General features: G+C 75.2%; 22 protein-coding genes. 9 read left to right on the top strand and 13 right to left on the bottom strand.

Going from position 1 to position 23,074, the window contains the following annotated elements; translation table 11 throughout:
* Positions 1–17 precede the first annotated feature (17 nt).
* Positions 18–407 (top strand): thioredoxin, encoded by a 390-nt coding sequence (gene trxA, locus ACIGAN_RS15015; RefSeq protein WP_399857642.1) that lies wholly within the window; start codon positions 18–20, stop codon positions 405–407.
* A gap of 34 nt (positions 408–441) precedes the next feature.
* Here the strand turns inward: trxA and ACIGAN_RS15010 are convergent, their stop codons facing one another.
* From ACIGAN_RS15010 to ACIGAN_RS15000, 3 genes are all read right to left on the bottom strand, one after another.
* Positions 442–1,878, bottom strand: a complete 1,437-nt coding sequence (locus tag ACIGAN_RS15010) for an aldehyde dehydrogenase family protein (RefSeq protein WP_399857639.1) — start codon at positions 1,876–1,878, stop codon at positions 442–444.
* 220 nt (positions 1,879–2,098) lie between these two features.
* Positions 2,099–3,130: a LacI family DNA-binding transcriptional regulator gene (locus ACIGAN_RS15005; RefSeq protein WP_399857637.1), complete on the bottom strand. Its 1,032-nt coding sequence runs from the start codon at positions 3,128–3,130 to the stop codon at positions 2,099–2,101.
* Between the two features lie 89 nt (positions 3,131–3,219).
* Positions 3,220–3,888: a TetR/AcrR family transcriptional regulator gene (locus tag ACIGAN_RS15000; protein WP_365743779.1), complete on the bottom strand. Its 669-nt coding sequence runs from the start codon at positions 3,886–3,888 to the stop codon at positions 3,220–3,222.
* 129 nt (positions 3,889–4,017) lie between these two features.
* On the opposite strand from ACIGAN_RS15000, the gene ACIGAN_RS14995 reads away from it, so the two are divergent.
* Positions 4,018–4,581, top strand: coding sequence for an NAD(P)H-dependent oxidoreductase (locus tag ACIGAN_RS14995; protein WP_365743777.1), 564 nt, complete (start codon positions 4,018–4,020; stop codon positions 4,579–4,581).
* 691 nt (positions 4,582–5,272) lie between these two features.
* Here ACIGAN_RS14995 and ACIGAN_RS14990 read toward each other — a convergent pair.
* The 4 genes from ACIGAN_RS14990 to ACIGAN_RS14975 are packed head-to-tail and all read right to left on the bottom strand — an operon-like array spanning position 5,273 to position 10,188.
* The gene (locus ACIGAN_RS14990) at positions 5,273–6,553 is read right to left on the bottom strand and encodes an XdhC family protein (RefSeq protein ID WP_399857633.1); all 1,281 of its coding nucleotides are present in this window, start codon (positions 6,551–6,553) and stop codon (positions 5,273–5,275) included.
* Entirely contained in the window at positions 6,546–8,660 is a 2,115-nt protein-coding gene (locus tag ACIGAN_RS14985) for a xanthine dehydrogenase family protein molybdopterin-binding subunit (RefSeq protein WP_399857631.1), read from the bottom strand. The genes ACIGAN_RS14990 and ACIGAN_RS14985 overlap by 8 nt, the downstream gene beginning before the upstream one ends.
* A complete protein-coding gene (locus ACIGAN_RS14980; RefSeq protein ID WP_399857628.1) occupies positions 8,657–9,649 on the bottom strand; it encodes an FAD binding domain-containing protein in 993 nt (330 codons plus the stop codon). The genes ACIGAN_RS14985 and ACIGAN_RS14980 overlap by 4 nt, the downstream gene beginning before the upstream one ends.
* Positions 9,646–10,188 carry a 2Fe-2S iron-sulfur cluster-binding protein gene (locus ACIGAN_RS14975; protein WP_365097374.1) on the bottom strand — a complete coding sequence of 181 codons (543 nt, stop codon included), beginning with the start codon at positions 10,186–10,188 and terminating at the stop codon, positions 9,646–9,648. The genes ACIGAN_RS14980 and ACIGAN_RS14975 overlap by 4 nt, the downstream gene beginning before the upstream one ends.
* A 240-nt stretch (positions 10,189–10,428) precedes the next feature.
* Between ACIGAN_RS14975 and ACIGAN_RS14970 the strand changes: the two genes are divergently transcribed.
* Positions 10,429–11,025 carry a TetR/AcrR family transcriptional regulator gene (locus ACIGAN_RS14970; protein ID WP_399857625.1) on the top strand — a complete coding sequence of 199 codons (597 nt, stop codon included), beginning with the start codon at positions 10,429–10,431 and terminating at the stop codon, positions 11,023–11,025.
* 193 nt (positions 11,026–11,218) lie between these two features.
* Complete coding sequence (locus tag ACIGAN_RS14965; RefSeq protein WP_399857622.1) at positions 11,219–12,409, top strand: CaiB/BaiF CoA transferase family protein; 1,191 nt, start codon at positions 11,219–11,221, stop codon at positions 12,407–12,409.
* A 68-nt stretch (positions 12,410–12,477) separates the two neighbouring features.
* Here the strand turns inward: ACIGAN_RS14965 and ACIGAN_RS14960 are convergent, their stop codons facing one another.
* Together ACIGAN_RS14960 and ACIGAN_RS14955 are read right to left on the bottom strand one after the other, a co-directional pair.
* Positions 12,478–13,119, bottom strand: a complete 642-nt coding sequence (locus tag ACIGAN_RS14960) for a phosphoribosyltransferase (protein ID WP_399857620.1) — start codon at positions 13,117–13,119, stop codon at positions 12,478–12,480.
* A gap of 113 nt (positions 13,120–13,232) precedes the next feature.
* Positions 13,233–13,889: a dienelactone hydrolase family protein gene (locus ACIGAN_RS14955; protein ID WP_365743764.1), complete on the bottom strand. Its 657-nt coding sequence runs from the start codon at positions 13,887–13,889 to the stop codon at positions 13,233–13,235.
* A gap of 133 nt (positions 13,890–14,022) precedes the next feature.
* Between ACIGAN_RS14955 and ACIGAN_RS14950 the strand changes: the two genes are divergently transcribed.
* From ACIGAN_RS14950 to ACIGAN_RS14940, 3 genes are read left to right on the top strand one after another with little or no spacing between them, the layout of a single operon-like run.
* Positions 14,023–15,018, top strand: a complete 996-nt coding sequence (locus tag ACIGAN_RS14950) for a GlxA family transcriptional regulator (protein ID WP_399857618.1) — start codon at positions 14,023–14,025, stop codon at positions 15,016–15,018.
* Positions 15,015–15,617 (top strand): DJ-1/PfpI family protein, encoded by a 603-nt coding sequence (locus ACIGAN_RS14945; protein WP_399857616.1) that lies wholly within the window; start codon positions 15,015–15,017, stop codon positions 15,615–15,617. The genes ACIGAN_RS14950 and ACIGAN_RS14945 overlap by 4 nt, the downstream gene beginning before the upstream one ends.
* Positions 15,618–15,671: 54 nt before the next feature.
* Positions 15,672–16,127, top strand: coding sequence for an archease (locus ACIGAN_RS14940; RefSeq protein ID WP_365743758.1), 456 nt, complete (start codon positions 15,672–15,674; stop codon positions 16,125–16,127).
* 96 nt (positions 16,128–16,223) lie between these two features.
* Here ACIGAN_RS14940 and ACIGAN_RS14935 read toward each other — a convergent pair whose 3' ends face one another.
* The gene (locus ACIGAN_RS14935; RefSeq protein ID WP_365741602.1) at positions 16,224–16,652 is read right to left on the bottom strand and encodes a VOC family protein; all 429 of its coding nucleotides are present in this window, start codon (positions 16,650–16,652) and stop codon (positions 16,224–16,226) included.
* Between the two features lie 760 nt (positions 16,653–17,412).
* Here ACIGAN_RS14935 and ACIGAN_RS14930 point away from each other — a divergent pair.
* Positions 17,413–18,609, top strand: a complete 1,197-nt coding sequence (locus tag ACIGAN_RS14930) for a hypothetical protein (RefSeq protein WP_399857612.1) — start codon at positions 17,413–17,415, stop codon at positions 18,607–18,609.
* 73 nt (positions 18,610–18,682) lie between these two features.
* Here the strand turns inward: ACIGAN_RS14930 and ACIGAN_RS14925 are convergent, their stop codons facing one another.
* The 3 genes from ACIGAN_RS14925 to ACIGAN_RS14915 form a co-directional block, all read right to left on the bottom strand.
* Positions 18,683–20,236 (bottom strand): serine/threonine-protein kinase, encoded by a 1,554-nt coding sequence (locus ACIGAN_RS14925; RefSeq protein WP_399857609.1) that lies wholly within the window; start codon positions 20,234–20,236, stop codon positions 18,683–18,685.
* Entirely contained in the window at positions 20,233–21,006 is a 774-nt protein-coding gene (locus ACIGAN_RS14920; RefSeq protein WP_365097399.1) for a serine/threonine protein kinase, read from the bottom strand. Before ACIGAN_RS14920 ends, ACIGAN_RS14925 begins: the two co-directional genes overlap by 4 nt.
* A 211-nt stretch (positions 21,007–21,217) precedes the next feature.
* Entirely contained in the window at positions 21,218–22,153 is a 936-nt protein-coding gene (locus tag ACIGAN_RS14915; RefSeq protein WP_399857606.1) for an SCO2400 family protein, read from the bottom strand.
* A 337-nt stretch (positions 22,154–22,490) separates the two neighbouring features.
* Here ACIGAN_RS14915 and ACIGAN_RS14910 point away from each other — a divergent pair, with 337 nt between their 5' ends.
* On the top strand, positions 22,491–22,940 hold the full coding sequence (locus ACIGAN_RS14910) for a spore-associated protein (RefSeq protein ID WP_365097405.1): 450 nt from the start codon (positions 22,491–22,493) through the stop codon (positions 22,938–22,940).
* Positions 22,941–23,074 lie beyond the last annotated feature (134 nt).

Raw genomic sequence — 23,074 nt, 5'->3', positions numbered from 1 at the left:
GAAGAGGGATGTACGCCATGAGCAGCACCGTGGAGCTCACCAAGGAGAACTTCGACCAGACGGTCACGGACAACGAGTTCGTCCTGATCGACTTCTGGGCGTCCTGGTGCGGGCCGTGCAGGCAGTTCGCGCCGGTCTACGAGAAGGCGGCGGAGGAGAACCCGGACCTGGTGTTCGGCAAGGTGGACACCGAGGCGCAGCCGGAGCTGGCCGCGGCCTTCGGTATCCAGTCGATCCCCACGCTGATGATCGTGCGGGACCAGGTCGCCGTGTTCGCCCAGCCGGGCGCGCTGCCCGAGGCCGCTCTGACGGACGTCATCGGGCAGGCCCGGAACCTGGACATGGACGAGGTCCGCAAGGCGATCGCCGAGCAGCAGGCTCAGCAGCCGCGGCAGTCCGCCGAGTGACGGCCGCGGTGACGCGGGCCCGCGGGGGCAGTGCCTAGAAGGGGTACGGAGCCACGTCTCCGCGTACCGTCGTCCAGCGCAGTTCGGTGAAGGCCTCCAGGTTGGCCTCGCCGCCGAAGCGGGCGCCGGTGCCGGAGGCGGCCACTCCGCCGAAGGGCGCCACGGCCTCGTCGTTCACCGTCTGGTCGTTGATGTGGACGATGCCGGTGGGGATGCGCTCGGCGAGGTCCAGGCCGCGGGCCGGGTCCCGGGTGACGATGCCCAGGGACAGTCCGTAGGGGCTCTGCGCGGCCAGGGCCGCCGCCTCGTCCGCCGTGGTGAAGGAGCGGACGGGCGCCACGGGGCCGAAGACCTCCTCGGTGTAGGCCGGGGTGCGGTCGTCGACGTGGGCCAGGACCGTCGGGCGGTAGAACAGCTCCTCGTGGGTGCCGCCGGCGGCGATCTTCGCGCCCGCGGCCCGGCTGGAGTCGACCAGACCGCTGATCTTGGCGAGCTGGTGCGCGTCGATGACGGGGCCGAGGTGGACCTGGTCCCGGTAGGGGTCGCCCACGGCGAGCGAGTCCGCCTTGGCGGCCAGCCGCTCGACGTACTCGTCGTACAGGGACGCGTGCACCAGGTGGCGTCCGGTGGTCATGCAGATCTGGCCCTGGTGGAAGAACGAGCCCCAGGCGGCCGTGGAGATCACCGCGTCGAGGTCGGCGTCCTCCAGCACGATCATGGCGGAGTTCCCGCCCAGCTCCAGATGCGCCCGCTTCAGGTGGCGCCCGGCGGCCTCGCCCACGGCCCGTCCGGCGGCGGTGGAGCCGGTGAAGGAGACGATGGGCACGCGCGGGTCGGCGACCAGGGCCTGGCCGGCGTCGGGACCGCCGGGCAGTACGTGCAGCAGGTCCTGGGGCAGGCCCGCGGCGGCGAACACCGCGGCGAGGGCCAGCCCGCCGCAGACGGCCGTGCGCGGATCGGGCTTGAGCAGCACCGCGTTGCCCAGCGCCAGGGCGGGCGCGACGGACCGGATGGACAGGATCAGCGGCGCGTTGAACGGGGCGATGACCCCCACCACCCCGGCCGGGACACGGCGGGTGTACGACAGCCGGGGCGCCTCGCTGGGGAGCACCTGTCCGGCCGGGCGGGAGGCGAGCGCGGCGGCCTCGTAGCACTCCTGGGCGGCGACGTGCAGTTCGAAGTCGGCCTTGCCGGGGACGGAGCCGGACTCGCGGACGAGCCAGTCACGCAGTTCCGCGGCGTGCTCGGCGAACAGGTCACCGGCCTTGCGGAGCACGGCGGCCCGGGCGAAGTGCGGGGCGGCCGCCCAGGCGCGCTGGGCCTCGGCGGCCCGCGCGGCGGCGCTCGCGACGTCCTCGGGGCGGGCCAGGGCGAGGCTGCCGAGGGCCTGGCCGGTGGCGGGCTCGGTGACGGTGTACCCGGGCCCCGTGAGGGTGCGGGGCTGCCAGGTGCTGGCGTCGAGCAACGGCATGACGGCTCTCCGATCGATCGGTCACCGGCTGACGGGCGGGACGTCCCGTGGGTGCGTGGCCGGTTCGGCGGTCACGGGGCGGCGCGCGCGGCCCGGTCGCGCTCGGGTGCATCGCGGTCCGCGTGCCCGCACGCCCCTATGTTGTTGAGCGTGCAACATCCTAGCCGGGCGGCGCCGCGGAGACCCGGTCACCGGCCGTCCGCAGCGGCGTCGCGCCCGGTCAGCTGGACTCCCGGTGCAGCACCGTCGCCCCCAGCGCCTTGTGGGTCTCGGGCCGGGTACCCGGGGCGCGCACCGCGCGATCGACGAGTTCGGCGAGTTCCCGGCCGGAGGGCAGCTCCAGGTGCACGGTGCTCAGGCGCGGCCGCAGCAGCCGGCCCAGCATGAGGTCGTCCGCGCCGATCACGGCGGTCTCCTCGGGGATGCGTACGCCCTCGTCCTGCAGGGCCCGCATCAGCAGCATCGCGTACTCGTCGTTGTAGGTGAACACGGCGTCCAGGCCCAGGTCGCGCCAGCGGGCGGCGAGGCGGGCCGCGGCCTGTTCGTCGTAGGCGAGGGGCAGCTCGGTGACCGTGGCGCCGGTGCCGCGCACGGACTGGCGGACGCCGTCGAGCCGGGGCGCGGAGAACGCGTCGAGGCCGGGCTCCTGCGGGACGACCACGCCGATGCGGCGGCGGCCGCGGTCGTAGAGGTGGGCGCCCGCGCTGTGGCCGACGGCGTCGTGGTCCATGAGCAGGGCGTGGGCGCCCTCGATGGTCTCGGGGCCGAGGGTGACCACGGCCCGGGCGCCGGAGCGCTTGAGCACCGCGACGCCGCGGGGGCCGAGCCCGGAGCCGGGGACGAGGACGGCGACCGGCCGCAGCTCGGCCCAGGCCCGGGCGGCCTCGTCGCCGTGCGGGCCCCCGGTGCCGTGCTGTACGACCGTGTAGTCCAGGGCGGCGAGGGCGCCCTGGAGATCGCTGAGGAAGCGGCTGTAGAGCGGGCCGACGGGGAAGGTCGGCGCGGGGATCAGGACCATGCGGCTGTGCCCGGCGCGCAGGCTGCGGGCGGCCGCGTGCGGGACGTACCCGAGTTCGCGCGCGGCCTCGTGGACGCGGCGGCGGGTGGGCTCGCTGATCCGTACGGCGCTGGTGTTGTTCAGGACGTAGGAGACGGTCGCGCGCGAGACGCCGGCCAGACGGGCCACGTCGGCGCTCGTGGGCACGGAGCGCGACAGCGCGGGGGGCGCGGGCGTTTTCGGTATCTGCACCATGACGACGGAATCTTGGCAGAAGCCTCAACGCGCGCTTTCGGCGGGGGAGTTGTGAGGGCGCCGTGAGCGTTCACGGCCGGGGCGGGCCCTCAGTCCGGGCGGCCGGCCCCCGTGACCCGGTCGACCAGGTCGATCCACGCGTCCTCCAGCCGGGCCAGGGGCAGCCCGCACTGCTTGGTCAGGTGGTGCACCAGGGCCGGGTCGAGCTGGCCCAGCAGCGCGTGGGAGAGCAGTTCGCAGTCCGCCTCGGGGACCGCCTGCCGCAGGAGCACCTCGATGTGGTGGCGCAGCACCCGGCGGGCCGGGGAGATGTAACGGCGGTTCGCCCCGGGCTCCGCGGCCAGCTGAAGCTCCAGGTCGTCGGTCGAGCGGCGCAGCATCGCGAGGCCGAACGCCCGCAGCCGCTCCACGGGCGGCGCGCCGGGGCCGAGCGGCGGCGGGCCGCCGAGGAAGGCGGCCTGGAACTTCTTCTCGGAGTGGTCCAGCAGCGCCGTCAGCAGGCCCGTGCGGTCGCCGAACCGGCGGAACACCGTGCCCTTGCCGACGCAGGCCGCCGCGGCCACCGCCTCCATCGTGACGCCCTCGGCGCCGCGCTCGGCGACCAGCCGCGCGGCGGCCTCCAGCAGGCGGGCGCGGTTGCGGGCGGCGTCGGCGCGCAGGCACGGCTCGTCCGCCTCCAGGGCGGTGCCGAGCTGGAGCAGCTCGGGGTGGTCGACGGGCTCCTGGGGCGTCGGGAACGGTGGCGGGACGGTGGACATGCAGCCAGCGTAAAGCATCGGGAACAAAACTGGACCGCGGTCCGGTTAGGGTGCTACAACAATAAACGGACCTCGGTCCGGATTGTGACGGCAGTGTTTCACTGCAGTTTTCTCTACGTGGGAGTCAGCATGTCTGTTCGTATCCTCGCCCTCGTCGGCAGCCTTCGCGCCGGTTCGCACAACCGCCAGCTCGCCGAGGCCGCGGTCAAGCTCGCCCCGGAGGGTGCCGAGGTGAACCTCTTCGAGGGGCTCGCCGACATCCCGTTCTACAACGAGGACATCGACGTCGAGGGCAGCGTGCCGGCCGCCGCCGAGCGGCTGCGTGAGGCGGCGAACGCCGCGGACGGCCTGATCCTCTTCACGCCGGAGTACAACGGCACCATTCCGGCCGTCCTGAAGAACGCCATCGACTGGCTGTCCCGGCCGTACGGCGCCGGCGCGCTCACCGGCAAGCCGGTCGTCGTGGTCGGCACCGCGTTCGGCCAGTACGGCGGTGTCTGGGCCCACGACGAGACCCGCAAGGCCGTGGGCATCGCCGGCGGCAAGGTGCTCGAGGACGTCAAGCTGTCCATCCCGGGCTCGCTGACCCGCTTCGCGGAGACGCACCCGTCGGACGACGCCGAGGTCGCGGCGCAGCTGACGGAGGTCATCGCGCGTCTGCACGGCCACGCGACGGCGCCGGCTGCCGCCTGAGCGGGACGGGGTCGTCGCCCGCGGAGGGGCCGCCGCCGGTTTCGGCTGCGGCCCCTCCGGCGTGCCCGCGGGCGGCCGCGGGGCCATGCCGAGGGTCGGGGCCGTGTCGAATTCACGCCGGGCGCGGGTCCGTCGTGGCCGGTCGCGCAGTTCCCCGCGCCCCCGAGGGTGAGCGTCCCGGGGGTCGATAAACCGCCCGGGGCGCTCTGGTCGGTCCACCGAGCGGCCGTCTGAGCGGGTACGCCGGGTGCGGGTCCGTTGTGGCCGGTCGCGCAGTTCCCCGCGCCCCTGAGGGTGAGCGGCCCGCGGGTCGATAAACCGCCCGGGGCGCTCTGGTCGGTCCACCGAGCGGCCGTCTGAGCGGGTACGCCGGGTGCGGGTCCGTTGTGGCTGGTCGCGCAGTTCCCCGCGCCCCTGAGGGCGGGCGGCCCGCGGGTCGATAAACCGCCCGGGGCGATCCGGTCGGTCCACCGAGCGGCCGTCTGAGCGGGTACGCCGAGTGCGGGTCCGTCGTGGCCGGTCGCGCAGTTCCCCGCGCCCCTGAAGGTGAGCGCCCCGAGGGCCGGTAAACCGCCCGGGGCGCTCTGGTCGGTCCACCGAGCGGCCGTCTGAGCGGGTACGCCGGGCGCGGGTCCGTTGTGGCCGGTCGCGCAGTTCCCCGCGCCCCTGAGGGTGAGCGGCGCGGGGGCCGTCAGGCCGCTCGGGGGGTGTGGATCGGCCGGTCCGTGTCCGTCAGGGGGGTGCCCGTGGCGCCGTGGCGGGCGGCGATGATCTCCGCCGCGATGGACACCGCGGTCTCCTCCGGCGTCCGGGCACCCAGGTCGAGGCCGATCGGGGACCTCAGCCGGGCCAGCTCCGACGCGCTCACGCCCTCCTCGCGCAACCGCCGGGCGCGGTCCTCGTGCGTGCGGCGCGAGCCCATGGCCCCGACGTACGCGACCGGCAGCCGCAGTGCCTCCTTCAGCAGCGGCACGTCGAACTTCGCGTCATGGGTGAGCACGCACAGCACCGTCCGCCGGTCGGTCGGGGTGCCGCGCAGGTAGCGGTCGGGCCAGTCCACGACGATCTCGTCCGCGTCCGGAAAGCGGGCCCGGGTCGCGAAGACCGGGCGCGCGTCGCAGACGGTGACGTGGTAGCCGAGGAACTTGCCCGCGCCCACCAGCGCCGACGCGAAGTCGATCGCGCCGAAGACGATCATGCGCGGCGGCGGTACGGCCGACTCCACGAGCAGGGTGAGACCGCCCGGGCAGTGCGACCCGTCCTCGGACAGCTCGACCGTGCCGGTGCGGCCGGACTCCAGCAGGGCACGGGCCTCGGCGGCCAGGGTGCGGTCCAGGGCCGGGTGGCCGCCCAGACCGCCCTCGGGCGCGCCGTCGGGGCGTACGAGCAGTGCGCCGCCGAGCAGTTCCGCCGGTCCGCGGACCACGCGGGCCAGCGCGACGGGCTCGCCGCGCCCGGCGGCCGACACGGCGGCGAACGCGGTGGCGGCCCGCGGGGGCCGGGGCACCAGCGGCAGCGCGGCCGGCGGGGTCGGCGCCGGCGGTACCCCGACCGGCGGTGTCCCCACCGGCGCAGCCGCGGCTGACGGCGTCCGTACCGGTGGCGTCCCGGGCGACGGCGTCCGTACCGGTGGCGTCCCGGGCGACTCGTCCGGGCGGTCCGCCGTGAACGGGGTGATCATGATGTCGATCGTGCCGCCGCAGGTCAGGCCGACCGCGAAGGCGTCCTCGTCGCTGTAGCCGAACCGCTCCACCCGTGTCTCGCCGTCGTCGAGGGCCTGGACGCACAGCTCGTACACCGCGCCCTCCACACAGCCCCCGGAGACCGAGCCGATCGCGGTGCCGTCGCCGGCGACGGCCAGCGCGGCGCCCGGCGGGCGCGGGGCGCTGCCGCCGACGGCGACCACCGTGGCGACGGCGAACTCGCGGCCCTCCTCGATCCATTCCCGCAGCGGGCCGGCGAGATCAAGCATCGCCGCCCGCCAGCAGGACGCGGTCGGGGCGGATCGGCAGGCTGCGGTGGCGGACGCCCGTCGCGTGCCACACCGCGTTGGCGACCGCCGCCGCGGCGCCGACGATGCCGACCTCGCCGAGGCCCTTGATGCCGACCGGGTCGTCCGGGTCGGGGTCGTCGACCCAGTCGGCCTCGATGTGCGGGACGTCGGCGTGCGCGGCGACGTGGTAGCCCGCGAGGTCGGCGCCGTACAGGCCGCCGCTGGACGGGTCCCGCACGGCCTCCTCGTGCAGGGCCATGGACAGGCCCCAGATCATGCCGCCGAGCAGCTGGTTGCGGGCGGTGAGCGGGTTGACGATGCGGCCGGCCGCGAAGATGCCCAGCATGCGGCGGACGCGCACCTCGCCGGTGGCCGGGTCCACGGCGACCTCGGCGAACTGCGCCCCGAAGGAGTGCCGTTCCTTCTGCGCCAGGGCGGCGACGGCCTCGGCCGTGTCCGACCGCGCGGTGATGCCCTCCGGCGGGATGTCGGCGCCCGGCACGAGGCCGCGGCGCAGCTCGTCGGCGGCGGCCGTGACGGCCCATGCCCAGGAGCGGGTGCCCATGGAGCCGCCCGCGATGATCGCCGGCCCGAGGTCGCTGTCGCCGAGCCGCACCCGGATCCGGTCCGTGGGGACCTCGAGCGCGTCGGCGGCGACCAGGGTGAGCGCGGTACGGGCGCCGGTGCCGATGTCCGCCGCGTTGATCCGCACGGTGTAGGTGCCGTCGGCCTCGGCGGTGACGGCCGCGGTGGACGGCATGGCCGTGGTCGGGAAGGAGGCGGCCGCGGTGCCCGTGCCGAGCAGCCAGCGCCCCTCCCGGCGCACCCCGGGCCGCGGGTCGCGCCCGGCCCAGCCGAACCGGCGGGCGCCCTCCCGGAAGCAGGCGATCAGGTTGCGGCTGCCGAAGGGCAGCCCGGAGACCGGTCCCACCGCGGGTTCGTTGCGCAGGCGCAGCTCGATCGGGTCGAGGCCGAGCCGCTCGGCCAGCTCGTCGAGCGCCGACTCCAGCGCGAAAGAGCCCGGGGCCTCGCCGGGTGCGCGCATCCACGTCGGCGACGGCACGTCGAGCCGCACGACGCGGCTGGCCGTGTGGTGGGCGTCGGCGGCGTACATCGACCGTCCGGCCGCCGCGCTCGGCTCGACGAACTCGTACACGGCCGAGGTGAGGTTGAGCGAGCGGTGCTCCAGCGCCCGCAGCCGCCCGTCCGGATCGGCGCCGAGCCTGACCCGCTGCGCGGTGGGGCTGCGGTACCCGGCCAGCGAGAACATCTGCCGGCGGGTCATCACCACCCGCACAGGGCGCTGCAGCACCGTCGCCGCCATCACGGCGGCCACCTGGTGGGCGCGCACGCCCTTGCTGCCGAAGCCGCCGCCGACGTGCTCGGAGCGCACCCGCACGGCGGCCGGGTCGAGGGAGAACAGTCCGGCGAGTTCACCGGCGACCCAGTTGGTGCCCTGGTTGGAGTCGACGACCTCCAGCCGGCCGCCCTCCCAGCGGGCGGTCGCCGCGTGCGGCTCCATCGGGTTGTGGTGCTCCTCGGGCGTGGTGTACCGCTCGTCCACCACGACGGCGGACGCCGCGAGCCCCGCCTCCAGGTCGCCCTTCTCCACCACGGCCGGCAGGTGCCCGTCGGCCGCGTAGGCCTCGGCGTCGCGCTCGGCGGAGAAGGCGACGTCGTGCGGTTCGGGGTCGTAGTGGACGACGAGCGCTTCGGCGGCCTCCCGCGCCTGCTCGGACGTCTCGGCGACGACCAGCGCCACCGGCCAGCCCCGGTGGGCCACCCGGTCGTGCTGGAAGAGGGCGACGGTCGGGTCCGGCGGGACGCCGAGCAGGCTGACGTAGTCGGTGGTGACGCGCGGGGCGTTGTGGTGGTGCAGGACGGTGAGGACGCCGGGCATGGCGAGGACGGCCTCGGTGTCGAGGGAGCGGATGCGGCCGCGGGCGACGGTGGACAGCACAAGCCAGCCGTGCGCGAGGTCGGCGAAGGGGATCTCGCCCGCGTAGCGGGCCGCCCCGGTCACCTTGTCGCGGCCCTCCACGCGGGTGTGCGCGGTGCCGACGGCTCCCCTCGTGGCGGTCGTCATCGGGCGGCCTCCTCGGCGAGTTCGCTCAGGACGGCCACGACGAGGTTGCGCATCAGGATCACCTTGTATCCGTTGTGGGGCAGCGGCCGGGCGGCGGCCAGTTCGGCGTCCGCGGCGGCCGCGAAGCTGTCGGCGTGCGCGGGGGCGCCGGTCAGGGCGCGCTCGGCCGCCCGGGCCCGCCAGGGGCGGGAGGCGACGGCGCCGAACGCCAGGCGCACGTCGTGGACGAGGCCGTCCCGGACGTCCAGGGCGGCGGCGACGGACCCGATGGCGAAGGCGTACGACGCCCGCTCGCGCACCTTGCGGTAGCGGGAGTGGGCCGCCACCGGGGCGGGCGGCAGGGTGACGCCGGTGATCAGCGCGCCCGGCGGCAGGGCGGTCTCCCGGTGCGGGGTCTCCCCCACCGGCAGGTAGAAGTCGGCCAGCGCCGCCTGGCCCGGCCCGTCCGCCGTCTCGTAGGACACGACGGCGTCGAAGGCGGCCAGCGCCACGCCCATGTCGGAGGGGTGGGTCGCCACGCAGTGGTCGGAGGCGCCCAGGACGGCGTGGTTGTGGTGCTCGCCGGTGAGGGCGGGGCAACCGCTGCCGGGTTCGCGCTTGTTGCAGGGGGAGCTGACGTCGGCGAAGTAGCCGCAGCGGGTGCGCTGGAGCAGGTTGCCGCCGACGGTGGCCATGTTGCGCAGCTGCCCGGAGGCCCCGGCCAGCACGGCCTGCGCCAGGGCCGGGTAGCGGCGCCGGACCTCCGGGTGGGCGGCCAGGTCGCTGTTGGTGACGGTGGCGCCGATGCGCAGGCCGCCGTCGGCGGTCGGCTCGATGTCGTCCAGGGGCAGTTCGCGGACGTCGACGAGGCGGGCGGGCCGTTCGACGCCGGTCTTCATCAGGTCGACCAGGTTGGTGCCGCCGCCCAGGAAGCGCGCGTCGGGGTCGCCGTCGAGCAGCGCCACCGCGCCCACGACGTCGTGGGCCCGCTGGTAGCCGAACTCCCTCATGCGGCCGCTCCCTCGGACTCGGCGGCCCGGGCGACGGCCTGGACGATCGACACGTAGGCGCCGCAGCGGCACAGGTTTCCGCTCATCCGTTCCCGTATCTCCTCGGGGGTCAGTGCGGGCGGCCCGGCCTCGGGGCGCACGTCGCCGGTGACCGCGCTCGGCCAGCCGGCCGCGTGCTCCTCGATCACGGCGATGGCCGAGCAGATCTGGCCCGGGGTGCAGTAGCCGCACTGGAAGCCGTCGAGGTCGAGGAACGCCTGCTGCACGGGGTGCAGTTGCTCGCCCCGGGCCACGCCCTCGATGGTGGTGATCTCGCGTCCTTCGGCGGCGACGGCCAGGTGCAGGCAGGCCACGCTGCGGCGGCCGTCGACGAGGACGGTGCAGGCGCCGCACTGTCCCTGGTCGCAGCCCTTCTTGGTGCCGGTCAGGTCCAGTCGTTCGCGCAGCGCGTCGAGCAAGGTGGTGCGGTGGTCGACGGTCAGCGTGTACTTCTCGCCGTTGACGGACAGGGTGAGGTCGCTGGACGTCGATGGGGGCATGGAAGCCTTCTTTCTCACATCGCGAGGTCAGGCGGAGGGGGCGGAGGGGTGGCGGCGCCGGTTCCCGCCCGGGCAGGATGCGGGGGCGGACCGGCCGTGACGGAGCCGGTACGGGATGTCCGCGGGGCGGGCACGCCGGTACGATGAGACAAGCGGACAGTTGTCCGCTACCAGGAAACGTAACGGACAGCTGTCCGCTTAACAAGGACGGGTTTCAGCCACCGATCGGGAGGAGGGCGAGTGCGGCAGCAGAAGGACGCTCCCCTGCGCTCGGACGCGCAGCGCAACCGCGAGCGCATCCTGGAGGTGGCCCTGGTCGAGCTGACGCGCTCGGCGGACACGCCGCTGAGCGCCATCGCCAAGAAGGCGGGCGTCGGGCAGGGGACGTTCTACCGCCACTTCCCGAGCCGTGAGGCGCTCGTCATGGAGATCTACCGCCACGAGATGCGGCAGGTCGCCGAGTCGGCGGCGCCCCTGCTCGAGTGCCGGGAACCGGACCGGGCGCTGCGCGAGTGGATGGACCGCCTCGCCCGGTTCGCGATGACCAAGGCGGGCCTGGCCGACGCGATCCGCCAGGCCACGAGCGCGCCGGGCAAGCCGCAGAAGCCGGGGCACACGCCGGTGACCGAGGCGGCCGAACTGCTGCTGCGCGCCGCCGAGAAGGCCGGCAGCATCCGCCCGGGCATCACCGCGGACGACCTGTTCCTCGCCATCGGCGGCCTCTGGACGATCGACCCGCACGACGACTGGCAGCCCCGCGCGACGCGTCTGCTGGACCTGGTCATGGACGCGCTGCGGGTGGGGGCCCCGGGCGCTGAGGGCCTCGGCGGGGGCTGAGCGCGTGCCGCCGGGCCTGCCGCGCGGCAGCCGGGCGGGGGGATGCGGGCGGTGGCGCGCGCGTCGTCCGCGGTCGCCGGCCGATGGCCTCGTCGGCGGCCGGCCGAGCCGGGCCGCCCTGTCCGGCGCCGTGCTTTTCCGCAGTGATTCACTGTCGGGGCGTCCTCCCGTACGAGGTTCAGGAGCCTGAGGCATGAGCGTGCAGCGGTATCCCCTGTCCGGGGTCACGGTGGTCAGCGTGGAGCAGGCCGTGGCCGCGCCCTACGCCACCCGGCAGCTCGCCGACCTCGGCGCCCGGGTCATCAAGGTGGAGCGCCCGGGCGACGGTGACTTCGCCCGCCGCTACGACACGACCGTGCACGGCCACTCCAGCTACTTCGTGTGGATCAACCGCTCGAAGGAGTCCCTCACCCTCGACCTCAAGGACCCGCGCGGCCGGGAGATCCTGCACGAACTCCTCGACGGCGCGGACGTGTTCGTGCACAACCTCGCCCCCGGCGCCGCCGGCCGCCTCGGCCTGGACGCCGCCGCCGTCACGAGCCGCCGCCCCCGGCTGATCCCGTGCACGATCAGCGGCTGGGGCACGACCGGCCCGTGGGCCGACCGCAAGGCCTACGACCTGCTCGTGCAGTGCCAGACCGGACTGGTGTCCCTGACGGGAACCCCGGAGGCGACGGCCCGGACGGGGATCTCCGTGGCCGACATCGCCGCGGGGATGTACGCCTACAGCGGCGTCCTCACGGCCCTGTACACCCGCGCCGTCACGGGAGAGGCACACCCCGTGGAGGTGTCCCTGTTCGAGGCGCTCGCCGAGTGGATGGGCCAGCCCGCCTACTACACCCGGCACGGCGGCACCCAGCCCCCGCGCCTGGGCACCGCCCACGCCACCATCGCGCCCTACGGGACGTATCCGGCCGCCGACGGCAAGGAGGTGCTGTTCTCCATCCAGAACGAGCGGGAGTGGGCGGCCCTGTGCGCCGGGTTCCTCGGCCGGCCGGAGCTCGTCGGCGATCCGCGCTTCGCCACCGCCTCCGACCGCGTGTCCCACCGCGAGGAGCTCGACGCCGTCATCGCCGGCCGCTGCGCCCGCTCCCCGTCCGGGGAGATCCTCCGGGACCTGGAGCGGATCGGCATCGCCTGCGCGGGCGTCAACGACGTCGCCGCGTTCCTGGACCACCCCGTGCTGGCGGCCCGCGGCCGGTGGACCGAGATCGGCGTGCCCGGCGCCACGGTGGAGGCCCTGCTCCCGCCGGCCGACCTCGCCGGCCTGCCCGCGCGCATGGATCCCGTACCGGCCGTGGGCGAGCACACCGCGGCGATCCTGGCCGAACTCGGCCGCACCGAGCAGGAGGTGGCGGCGCTGCGCGCGGACGGCGTCGTCTGACCGGGCCCGGCCCGGCCTGCCCCGCAGGGTCTCGGCGAAAGACCGGCGCAAGAGGTGGGCCGGCGTCCTCAGTGCACGTGGAGCGCCTCCAGGACGTCCTCGTCCGTCAGCTGGCCGAAGTCCTCGTACCACAGGCCCACGGCCATGAACGCGGCCGGTACGTGGAGGCTGACCACCTCGTCCGCCTCGGCGCGCATCAGTTCTGCCGCCTCCCGGGAGCACACCGGCGCGGCCAGCACCACCCGCCCGGGGTCTTGACGGCGTACGGAGCGCAGCGCGGCCCGGGCGGTGGAGCCGGTGGCCAGGCCGTCGTCGACCACGATCACGGTCCGCCCCCGCAGGTCCGGCGCGGGGCGGCCCTGCCGGTACAGCCGTTCGCGGCGGCGCAGTTCCGCGCGCTCCCGCTCGATGACGGGGGCCAGGGCGGTCTCACCGATGCGCAGGTGGCGCAGGGCGTCCTCGTCGAGCAGGGGCACCTCGTCACCGGCCATCGCGCCGACACCGAGCTCCTCCTGGAAGGGGGCCCCGATCTTGCGGACGACGAGCACGTCGAGCGGGGCGTGCAGGGCCGCGGCGACCTCCCGGGCCACGGCGACGCCGCCGCGCGGCAGCGCCAGGACCACCGGATCCGGCAGGGCACCCGCCTGCTGCCGGGCGCGCAGCGCCCCGGCCAGTTCGACGCCGGCCTGCCGGCGATCACGGAACCGCATCTCGGTCACCCCCGCTTCCGCACGGTGAGGCCCCCGGCCCGGTCGGGCACCCGCGTACCCGCGGCCCGCCGGACGATGCGCGCACCCGACGGCGCGCGGTGCGTCGGCGGCCGTCAGCCCGCCACGGTGCGCAGCTGTTCGACGCACCATCGCCGGACCGTCTCGGTGACCTGGTCCAGTGCGCCCGGCTCCTCGAACAGATGGGTCGCGCCGGGCACCACGTGGAGGGTGTGCGGGACGTGCAGCCGGCGGGCCGCCTCCTCGTTCAGCCACAGCACGTGCCGGTCCTGGCCGCCCACGATGAGCAGCACCGGGGCGCGGACGGCGGCCAGGGCCTCGCCCGCCAGGTCGGGCCGCCCGCCGCGGGAGACGACCGCCTGCACCCGGCCGGGCCGTTCCGCGGCGGCGAGCAGGGCCGCGCCCGCGCCGGTACTGGCCCCGAACAGGACCACGGGCAGGCCGCGGGTGCCGGGCCACCGGGCCAGTTCGTCGACGGCGGCGACCAGCCGCCGGCCCAGCAGCGGGATGTCGAAGCGGAGGGCGGCGGTACGCGCGTCGTGCCGCTCCTCCTCCTCGGTGAGCAGGTCGATGAGCAGGGTGCCGAGCCGGGCGGTGCGCAGGCCGGCGGCGACCTCGCGGTTGCGCGGACTGTGCCGGGAGCTGCCGCTGCCGTGCGCGAACAGCACGACCGCGCGGGCGCCCGGCGGCACGGTGAGATCACCGGTGAGGGCCGCGCCGCCGACGGGCACGGTGACCGTCTGGGAGTCCATCGGGAGCCTCCTCTCCCCCGGCTTCCGTGGTACCCCGGCAGCGGCGGACGCCACGGCGCGCGCACGTCCCATGGCGCGATGTGTGGGGTGCCCGTCGTTGACGCCGTGATCCGGGCCGGTGGAGCGTGGAGGGGTGAGCGATCCCCGTGTCGTCTTCGTCGTCTTCGACGGCTTCCAGCCGCTCGATCTCACCGGCCCGCACGAGGTGTTCGACGGCGCGGGCGGTTACGTCTGCCAGGTCGTCGGGCCCCGGGCGGGGCCGGTGCCGTCGTCGAGCGGGCTGCTGGTGCACGCCGGGCACGGCGTGGCGGACCTCGATCCGGCCGGGGCGGACACCCTCGTGGTGGTCGGCGGCCGTGGTGTGGACCGGGCCTGCCGGGACGTGGAGCTGGTCTCCTGGGTGGCGGCCGCGGCGGCCGGTGCCCGCCGTGTCGCCTCGGTGTGCAGCGGCGTGTTCCTGCTGGCGGCCGCGGGGCTGCTGGAAGGGCGCCGGGTGACCACGCACTGGGCCCGCGGGGAGCAGCTGGCCCGGGAGCATCCGGGGGTGCGGGTGGACTGCGACCCGGTCTTCGTCCGGGACGGGCCGGTGTGGACGTCGGCCGGGGTGAGCGCCGGGATGGATCTGGCGCTCGCCCTGGTGGAGGACGACCGCGGCCGGGACGTCGCGCACGCGGTGGCGCGCCGGCTGGTGCTGTTCCTGCGCCGGCCCGGCGGCCAGTCGCAGTTCAGCGTGGCGCTGTGGTCGCGGCAGCCCGCGACGGACCCGGTGCGGGCCGCCGTCGCCGCCGTCCACGCCGATCCGGGCGCCCGGCACGACATCGCCGCTCTCGCCGCGCGCGCCGGGCTGAGCCCGCGCCACCTCCAGCGCCGTTTCACCGCCGAACTGGGCGTGCCGCCCGCCGCGTACGTCGAACGGGTGCGGGTCGAGGCGGCCCGGCGCGCGCTCAGCGAGGGGGACGAACCGGTGGAGGCGATCGCCCGCGGCTGCGGCTTCGCCAGCGCCGAGACACTCCGCCGCACCTTCCACCGCCGGCTCGGCGTCGCGCCGTCGGACTACCGCGCCCGGTTCCGCTCCACGGCGGGACCCGCCGGCGCCCACCCCGTTCCGGAGGAGGGACGACCCGTATGACGACCTACGGCCTGCTGGTCTTCGAGGAAGCCGAGGAGCTGGACTTCGTCGGCCCCTGGGAGGTCTTCACCGTCTCCGCACGGCTGCGCGACGGGGCCGACCGGGCCGTGCTCCTGGCCGAACACCCCGGCCCGGTGCGCTGCAACAAGGGGCTGCGCGTCCTGCCCGACCACACGCTCGACGACCATCCGCCGCTGGACGTGCTGCACGTGCCGGGCGGCCGCGGCGCCCGGGAGGTGCAGGTGCACAACCCGGTGGTGACCGGCTGGATCGGGCGGACGGCCGAGCGGGCCGCGTGGGTGCACGGCGTGTGCACCGGCGCGTTCCTGCTGCACGCGGCCGGGCCCGCCCGCGGACGGCGGGTGGCGACGCACCGGAGCCACGAGGACGCCCTCCAGGCGCGCGGCGACGTCACGGTGGTCCGGGACGTCCGCTACGTGGTCGACGGCACCCTGGTCACCAGCCAGGGCGTCTCGGCCGGTATCGACAGCGCCCTGTGGCTGGTGGGGCGGCTGCACGGCCGGGACCACGCGCGCGCGGTGCGCCGTTACCTCCAGTACGACCCGGCCCCGCCCTACCTCGCGGACGAGCCCCTCTGACCCACGGCCCGCACCGCGCCGCATGGGAAGGCGACCTTCGGGCAGGCGATGTCCATGGGCGGTCACACGGGAGACGGCGGGCAGGTACGGCAGCCGGGCGCGAGCGGGCACCGGGCGGTGCCGCACCCGGGCGACATCCGGATCGAGGCCTGGGCCGCGTGCCGGGAGCACTGTCTGGCGGAGGCCGTCCTGGCGATGGTGGAGTGCTTCGCGGACCTGTCCGGGGTGCGGCCCACGGCCGTGGACCGGGTGCGGCTGGGCGAGGCCAGCGACGACGATCTGCTCGCGGCGCTGCTGGACGAGGTCATCTACCGGCTGGAGGCGTACGGCCAGGTGCCGGTCGACGTGGAGGCGGACGAGGCCGACGGCGGTCTGGACGTCCGGCTGGCGGTCACCGCCCTCGCGGACGTGGAGATCACCGGGGCGGTCCCGCGCGCGGTCGCGTGGGACCAGTTGCGGATCGGGCCCGATCCCTACGGCTGGTCGTGCGCGGTGCGCGTCGACGCCTGACGGCCGGGAGAGTCCCGCGGAGTCGGTGCCCCGGGGCGCTGGAGCCGGACGGCGGCTGAACGGCGGTTCAGCCGCCGTCCGGCTCCCGAGGCCGGCTCAGACCGCTCCGGCGACGTCCTCCGTGACCCCGTTCAGCGGCGAGGCGGGATCGGTGCCGTACGGGCGGGTGATGATCTCCAGGCCGTGGCCGGACGGGTCGAGGAAGTACACGCCCCGGCCGCCGTCGTTGCGGTTGATCCGGCGCGGGTGGTTGCCGTGCGGATCGGCCTGGATCGGGATCCGGGCCTCGACGAGGCGGGCGAGGGCCGCGTCGAACTCGTCCTCGGAGACGAGGAACGCGTAGTGCTGCATGGGGATGTCGGCGTCGATGGTGAGGAAGTCCAGCGTGACGCCGTTGGCGGTGGTCACCGGCAGGAACACCCCGGTCGGTGCCCCGACCTCCAGGCCGAGGATCTCCGCGAGGAACCGGGCGGACTTCTCCCGGTCACGGGACAGGACGATGGTGTGGTTGAACTCGACTGACACGGTCAATGCCTCCACGGGCATCTCCACGGCGCCTCCATGCCTCACCCGGCCGGTGACCGGCACGCGATGCCGCGCCGTGGATCGTAGACAGGGTCGAGCACGGTCGTCGAGCGGTTTTCAGCCGTGTCCCGACGCCCTCCGGCGCGGATCTCCCTACGGTGCTGAGCGTCGGACACACCATCAGGGGGCTCTCGTCACGTCCGTTCGTCTCTTCGCCGAGGCCGCGCTCGTCGGCGCCGGAGCGCTCGCCGTGCTCGGACGCCGGGGCCCGGGCACCGGCTACGGCATCACGCGTGACCACGCCGGACCGCACGGACCGCACGGAGCACGCCGCCCGCACCACGCGCACCGCCCGCACCGTCAACCACTGGTCCTGCGGGGGACAACACATGAAGCGGCTGATCAGCCGCACCGCGCTCGGCCTCGCCGCGACCGCGCTCGCCGTGGGCGGTCTGGCCACCTCCGCGCAGGCGGCCCCGGCCGTCGCCGACGGCGGCGACCCGACGCTGACCGACGTCTGCGTCTGGGCCACCGACGTGAGCCTGCGCCGGGAGCCCACGACCAACTCCGCCCGTCTCGCGACCCGTTCGCAGTGGTGGGCGGACGCCACGGCTGCCCGGTCCCGCGGGCCGCTGCGGGTCGCAGGGCCCCTGACATCCGTCAGGACCGCCCCGCCGCCGCGGCTCCTACTGTGTCGGCCACGGGGCCGAGGTTCCCCGCGGACCACCGGCAGACCACCGGCAGACCAGGAAGGGCAACCATGCGCATGCTCCTGCGCGGCGGCGCCGCACTCGCGGCCGTCGTCTCGGTCGCGTCGCTCACGAGCGGCGCGACGGCACAGCCACGACCGGAGAAGCCCGCCGGCACCACCCGGGCGGCGGCCGCCCAGATCCCGCCGGGCGTCACGGCCGGCGTCGCCGTCTACGACCGTCACGCCGGCGCCTTCACCGAACAGGTCAACGAGAGCGCGCAGTTCCGGTCGGCCTCGGTGGTGAAACTGCTGCTGGCCCTGGACTTCCTGTGGGACCGCGGGCCCGACTACACCATCCCGGCGGCCGACCGGGCCCGCCTGGAGCCGATGCTGCGCAGCAGCAACGACGCCGCCGCGAACTACTACTGGTCGACCTACGGCGGCTCGGCGATCATCGACCGGATGGCCCACCCCGACCGGCTCGACCTGCGCGACACCCAGGGGCCGCCCGCCGGCTACCCGGGCTACTGGGGCTACACCGCCGTGTCGGCCCGGGACACGGTGACGATCTACCGGTACATCCTGGAGAAGGCGCCCGCGCCCGTGCGCACCTTCATCATGGACAACCTGCGGGCCTCCACGCGCTGCGCCTCCGACAAGTTCGACCAGCACTTCGGCATCGCCGGGGCGTTCGACCGGCCGTGGGCGGTGAAGCAGGGCTGGGCCGGCAAGTACGCGGACGGCACCTGCGGTCCGCAGGGCGCGGCGGGCGCCGCCCGGGCCGCGACGGGCGAGGGGGCCGGGGAGGCCGCGAGGCCCGCCGCGCGGGGTGCGGCGGAGCTGGATCTCAGCCGTCCCGCCCTGCACAGCACCGGCACGGTGGGAGCCGACGACCGGTCGATCGTGGCCGTGCTGACCACCCACCCGGTCGGCACGTCCTACGGGAAGGCGTACACCGACATCGGACGGCTGACCCGCTCGCTGAACGTGCCGGGCGGGGTGCGGCCCGCGGGGACGTGGTTCGGCACCTGGAGCGAGTTCGTGAACGTCCGCAAGGGCCCGACCACCGGTCACGACCGGATCACCCAGTTGCCGGCCGGGGTCGAGGTGCTGGTGGGCTGCCAGGTGCGCGGCCAGGTGGTCAACGTGCCGCCCTACTCCAACGACTGGTGGGCCTACCTTCCCCAGTACAAGGGCTACATCTCCAACATCTACATCAGTTCGCCGGACAACCGGCTGCCGAACGTCCCGGAGTGTGCCGAGTAGCGGTCCGCGACGGGAACGGGGGACGAGCGGGGGGCGGGGCCGAGGCTCCGCCCCCCGCTCGCGTCTTCGTGTCTCAGCGCTGGTACTCGGCGAGGTAGCCGAGCACCTTGTCGACGTGCGGCCGGACCCGCTCGGGGACGCCGCCCTCCTCGATGACGGTGCGGTCGCTGGTGCGGTAGCCGGCCGCGACCAGGGCGGGCAGGTCCTTCTTCGGCAGCCCGGCCTGCTTGAAGCGCTGGTCGAGCCAGCACACGTAGCCGCTCATGGTGGAGATCGCGTCCGGCGGCGACATGTGGTCCTTGTCGCCGTCCTCGTCCCCGTCCACGGCCCACGCGTTGAACACCCCCGGCGTCCACATGGCGATGCCGTACTCGTCGCTCTCCGGACGGGAGGCCTTCGGGTCGAAGCCGCTCTCGGCCTTGATCATCGCGGCGAGCAGGACGGGGGTGATCTCCTCGTCGGTGCAGCGGTGCGCGGCGCGGGTGATGACGGGCCGCAGCGCCTCGGGCACGTCGGAGTCCGCGGGGATCTCCCCGGGCGGAAGGGTGCTCGGGCCGGTGGCCGTGGGGGTGGGGGCGGGGGTGCCGCCGGCGCGGTCCTCGCCGTCCGCGCCCAGCAGGGCGACCGCGCCCAGTGCGGCGGCGGTCGCGATCGCGAGCCCGGCCGCGACGGCCGGCACCAGGCGTCTTCGGCGGCGCGCCGGGCCGCCGGTGATCTGCTCGACGCGGCCGGCGACGCTGGGAGCCGTGTGCGGGAGGCGGGCGGTGTGGTCGGGGGCCAGGCAGTCGGCGATCAGCCGCCGCAGGTCCTCGTCGAGACCGGCGTCGAGCCGCAGGGGCGCGGTGCCGCGGGCGTAGCTCTGGGCGGCGAGGGAGCGGGCCCGGGCGGTGGCGCCCGGGAAGGGGTGCAGGCCGCCGGTGAGGACCTGGTGGGCGAGCACGCCGAAGGCCCAGATGTCGGCGGTGGGCCTGACGACGGCGCCCTCGGTGCCGGTGCGCTGGGACCACCACTCGGGCGGCAGGTGGTCCAGCGTGCCGAGCGGCGGCAGGTGGGCGTGGGTGCCGTCGAGTTCGGCGGCCAGCCCGAAGTCCGCCAGCCACACCTGGCCGTCCGCGCCCAGCAGGACGTTGGCGGGTTTGAGGTCTCCGTGCACCCAGCCGGCGGCGTGCATGTGGGCGAGTCCGGCGGCGACGCCGCGCAGGACGCGGGCGGCGTCGTCGATGGGCCCGCCCGTGACGGCCGCGTCGAGGACGTCCTTGAGGCTGGCCTCGGCCCGGTCCATGACGAGCGCGATCGCCCCGTCCAGGGCGGGCAGTTCCGGTGCCTCCACGGTGCACACGGCGTGGGTGCGCACCAGGTGCGGGTGGTCGGCCTCCGCGCTGAAGCGGACCTCGCGGGCCACCAGTTCGCCGAGCGCGGCGCGCTGCCCGGGGCCGAGCGAACCGGTCGGCAGCACCTTCACCGCCACGGGCGTGCCGTCGGCGACCGCACGGGCCTCGTAGACGGTTCCCCAGCCGCCGGAGCCGATGACCGCGCCCACGGTCCAGTCCTGGATGCAAAAGCCCTCCGGAAGGCGGGGCCGGGGTGTCTCCAGGTCGTCCTCGTGGGTGTCCCGTCCGGAGGTCATGTGCCGGCCTCCTGCGGGGTGAGGCGGCCGGCGTTGCGCGGCGGCAGCAGGGCGAGGTGCTCTTCGCGGACCAGGCCGAAGCGCAGGGCGACGGAGGCGAGCCGGGTGCGCTTGGCGCCGGTCGCGGTGTCCTCGCCGAGGTCGAGGCGGAGTTTGGCGAAGGCGAGGTAGTCGATGTGGTAGTTGACGGCGGAGCGGGTCAGGTCCCGGCAGGACTCCAGGGGCCGCAGCCGCTCCACGATCTGCCCCACGCCGGGCAGCGCCGAGTCGGAGGGGTCGCGCAGCCGGGGCTCGCACAGAGCCACCAGGACGAGGAAGTACTTCGACGTGGGGTCCAGGGCGAAGGGGTGGACGGTCTGTTCGCCGCCGCCCGGCATCGACTGCTCCCCGAGGTAGGCGTGCTGGGGCGCGAACACCTTGAAGGTGGCGGTGCCGGACAGGGCCGGGAGCACCACCCGGGAGAACTCGAAGGGCACGGGTGCGCCGAGCCGCCCCGGCGCGACGGTGATGTACTCACCGGCACCCTCCAGGTTCTCCACCACGTAGGACACGCTGCGGCTGAAGTTGGACAGCCGCCAGTAGTCCCCGGCCGCTTCCAGTTGCCCGGCCCGGCGCGAGATGCCGGGGTCGGTCAGCACGATGCGCACCCCCGATCCCCCGCGGCCGAAGTCCGCGACGTCCCCCGGTCCCAGGTGGATCAGTTCGGGACTGCCCGGGTCGTCCTCGCCCCACTGCGACGGACCGGGCAACTGCACGATGATGGTTTCCACGCGGACTCCCCCGCTGATGACGCCCCCGATTTGGTCGCCAGGATTGTACGGGCGGATTCCGCTTCGTGCGGAGGCGGCGCGGCCCGCGCCGGGGACGCCCCGCGCCGCACGCGAGTTCCCGCCGTGATCCGTCGGGACGCATCCCGCACGGACTCCAATCAGCTTACGCGCAAGGCGAGTTGGGCGCCCGAGAGCGGCGGGTGGCGGGGAGTCAGCCGAGGCAGATGACGAGGAGGCACAGCTCGTCCGGCTGCGGGTCGGACGGCGGTGCCGTGGGCGAGGCGGGGCTCGTCGCGGGCGGGTCGCTCGCCGGGGGCGCCGGCTGCTGGGCGCCGGAGCCGGCGGCGGGGGGTGCCGTCGGCTCGGTGGCGCCCGGCCCGGCGGAGCCGGAGGAGCCCGTGGAGCCGCCGGCCGGGTCGGCGGCGCTCGGGGCGGTGGTGCGGCGCGGCGGGGTCGTCAGCGGCAGCTCGCGCGGCGTGGCGGCCGTGTCCGCCCGGGTGCCCGCCGGCGTGGTGCGGGGATCGGCCGCACGGGGCTGCTGGTGGCGCGAGACGCGGCCGGTGTGCGGCGGGGTGGTGGGCGAGGTGCGCGGGGCGGTGTGCCGGCCCGCCGCGGGCCCGGTGTCCGCCGGCGCCTCGCCCTCGGCGCCGCCCATGGGGGTGTCCTCGGGGGCGGTGGCCGCCCGCACTCCGGGCGTCGCGTTGCCGTTCATGGCGGTGACGGTGAGGCCGCCGCCGACGAGCGCGACGGCGGTGGCGATCACGGCCCGGCGCTGGTTCTTCTTCCAGCGGGCCAGCCGGCGCCGCCGGGCCGCGCGCCCCTGCGGGAGTGCCGCGTACCCGTCGGGCAGGGCGGGGTCCGGGGTCTCGCGCGCGTCGGCCGGGCCGGTGCCGGGGGACTCGTCGCTGCCGTTCCCGGCGCGGGGAACCTCCGGGGTGCCCGCCGGGGTCTCGTCCCACAGGGTGCCGTCGTGCCAGGTGCCGGTGGCGGCGGGGTACTCCCGTACGGCCGGTGCGCCCGCGGTCGCGGAGGCCGGGCCGGTGCGGCCGCCGCCGGCGGTGGGGTCGATGTCCGGGGCGTAGGCGCCGCACCCCGGGCAGACCAGGGCGCCGTTGAGGTGCCGGCGGCACGAGGAGCAGTAGTCCATGTGTGGTGTTCCCGATCTGGCTGTTCCTGCGGCTCGCGAGCCGCGCCTGGTCACGTTCGCACGTGGGATCGAGCCGTAACGCTAACGAGACTTCGAACGGTCCGTGTGCAGCCTGTGTGTCGCCCCTGCACAGATCCTCTGGATCTCCCGTGTGGTGCGGGTGACCGGTGAGTGAACCGGGCGGAATCCGGGCATCCTCGGCCGCCCGGCACCGGCGCGCCCGATGCCAGGACACCAACTGGCTTGTTTTTCCCGGCACATGGGGCACAACCCTTTGCACCCCCGGCGGGTCACACCAGGCAGGAGCAACCACCTCGAAGAGTTGCAAGGGGGAAATATGAGATTCGCCCGTTCCATCCTGTCCGCGTCCGCCGTGGCGGCGTTGTCACTGGGGACCATGACCGCCCTGGCCGCGCCGGCCTCCGCCGCACCCAACACCACGCCGCAGAAGGTCTGTGGCAGCGGCTACAAGACGGTCAACTCGGCGGCCGTCGGCTCACTGGGGACGGTCTACCTGACCTACAACGCCGCCAACGGCCAGAACTGCGTCGCGACCATCCGCAACAACCCGGGCACGGCCGTGAACATGTCGGCCTGGATCTTCGTCCCGGACACCGAGGAGAGCCACTACGACGAGGGCGTGTTCACGTCGTACGCCGGGCCGACCTACGTCTACGGCAAGGGCCACTGCGTCGACTGGGGCGGCAGCATCGCCAACACCTACGTACAGGTGTACGGCTCCAACTGCGGCGCCCTGAAGGAACACCGGGTGACCTTCACCCGCTGATCCCCCGCCGGCCGGGCCCCCCCGCCCCCCCCCCCCGGGGGGGCCCGCCCCCCCCGCGCCCCGGCCCCGGCCCCCGCGGAGAGGCCCGGGAGGCCCCCCGCGAACACCGCCAGCACGCCCAGGACAGGGGGGAC

Source organism: Streptomyces sp. NPDC085931, assembly GCF_044540565.1.
GTDB lineage: Bacteria > Actinomycetota > Actinomycetes > Streptomycetales > Streptomycetaceae > Streptomyces.
Note: the sequence above shows the minus strand (reverse complement) of the source record. Positions and strands in the feature narration are given on the sequence as shown.

What these genes read in the sequence shown, in the direction of transcription:
- ACIGAN_RS14985 (WP_399857631.1), bottom strand. Translation starts at nt 8,660, where the DNA reads ATGACGACCGCCACGAGGGGAGCCGTCGGCACCGCGCACACCCGCGTG.
- ACIGAN_RS15005 (WP_399857637.1), bottom strand. Translation starts at nt 3,130, where the DNA reads ATGGTGCAGATACCGAAAACGCCCGCGCCCCCCGCGCTGTCGCGCTCC.
- ACIGAN_RS14980 (WP_399857628.1), bottom strand. Translation starts at nt 9,649, where the DNA reads ATGAGGGAGTTCGGCTACCAGCGGGCCCACGACGTCGTGGGCGCGGTG.
- trxA (WP_399857642.1), top strand. Translation starts at nt 18, where the DNA reads ATGAGCAGCACCGTGGAGCTCACCAAGGAGAACTTCGACCAGACGGTC.
- ACIGAN_RS14975 (WP_365097374.1), bottom strand. Translation starts at nt 10,188, where the DNA reads ATGCCCCCATCGACGTCCAGCGACCTCACCCTGTCCGTCAACGGCGAG.
- ACIGAN_RS15010 (WP_399857639.1), bottom strand. Translation starts at nt 1,878, where the DNA reads ATGCCGTTGCTCGACGCCAGCACCTGGCAGCCCCGCACCCTCACGGGG.
- ACIGAN_RS14940 (WP_365743758.1), top strand. Translation starts at nt 15,672, where the DNA reads ATGGGCGGTCACACGGGAGACGGCGGGCAGGTACGGCAGCCGGGCGCG.
- ACIGAN_RS14930 (WP_399857612.1), top strand. Translation starts at nt 17,413, where the DNA reads ATGCGCATGCTCCTGCGCGGCGGCGCCGCACTCGCGGCCGTCGTCTCG.
- ACIGAN_RS14945 (WP_399857616.1), top strand. Translation starts at nt 15,015, where the DNA reads ATGACGACCTACGGCCTGCTGGTCTTCGAGGAAGCCGAGGAGCTGGAC.
- ACIGAN_RS14915 (WP_399857606.1), bottom strand. Translation starts at nt 22,153, where the DNA reads ATGGACTACTGCTCCTCGTGCCGCCGGCACCTCAACGGCGCCCTGGTC.
- ACIGAN_RS14990 (WP_399857633.1), bottom strand. Translation starts at nt 6,553, where the DNA reads ATGCTTGATCTCGCCGGCCCGCTGCGGGAATGGATCGAGGAGGGCCGC.
- ACIGAN_RS14995 (WP_365743777.1), top strand. Translation starts at nt 4,018, where the DNA reads ATGTCTGTTCGTATCCTCGCCCTCGTCGGCAGCCTTCGCGCCGGTTCG.
- ACIGAN_RS14965 (WP_399857622.1), top strand. Translation starts at nt 11,219, where the DNA reads ATGAGCGTGCAGCGGTATCCCCTGTCCGGGGTCACGGTGGTCAGCGTG.
- ACIGAN_RS14910 (WP_365097405.1), top strand. Translation starts at nt 22,491, where the DNA reads ATGAGATTCGCCCGTTCCATCCTGTCCGCGTCCGCCGTGGCGGCGTTG.
- ACIGAN_RS15000 (WP_365743779.1), bottom strand. Translation starts at nt 3,888, where the DNA reads ATGTCCACCGTCCCGCCACCGTTCCCGACGCCCCAGGAGCCCGTCGAC.
- ACIGAN_RS14960 (WP_399857620.1), bottom strand. Translation starts at nt 13,119, where the DNA reads ATGCGGTTCCGTGATCGCCGGCAGGCCGGCGTCGAACTGGCCGGGGCG.
- ACIGAN_RS14955 (WP_365743764.1), bottom strand. Translation starts at nt 13,889, where the DNA reads ATGGACTCCCAGACGGTCACCGTGCCCGTCGGCGGCGCGGCCCTCACC.
- ACIGAN_RS14925 (WP_399857609.1), bottom strand. Translation starts at nt 20,236, where the DNA reads ATGACCTCCGGACGGGACACCCACGAGGACGACCTGGAGACACCCCGG.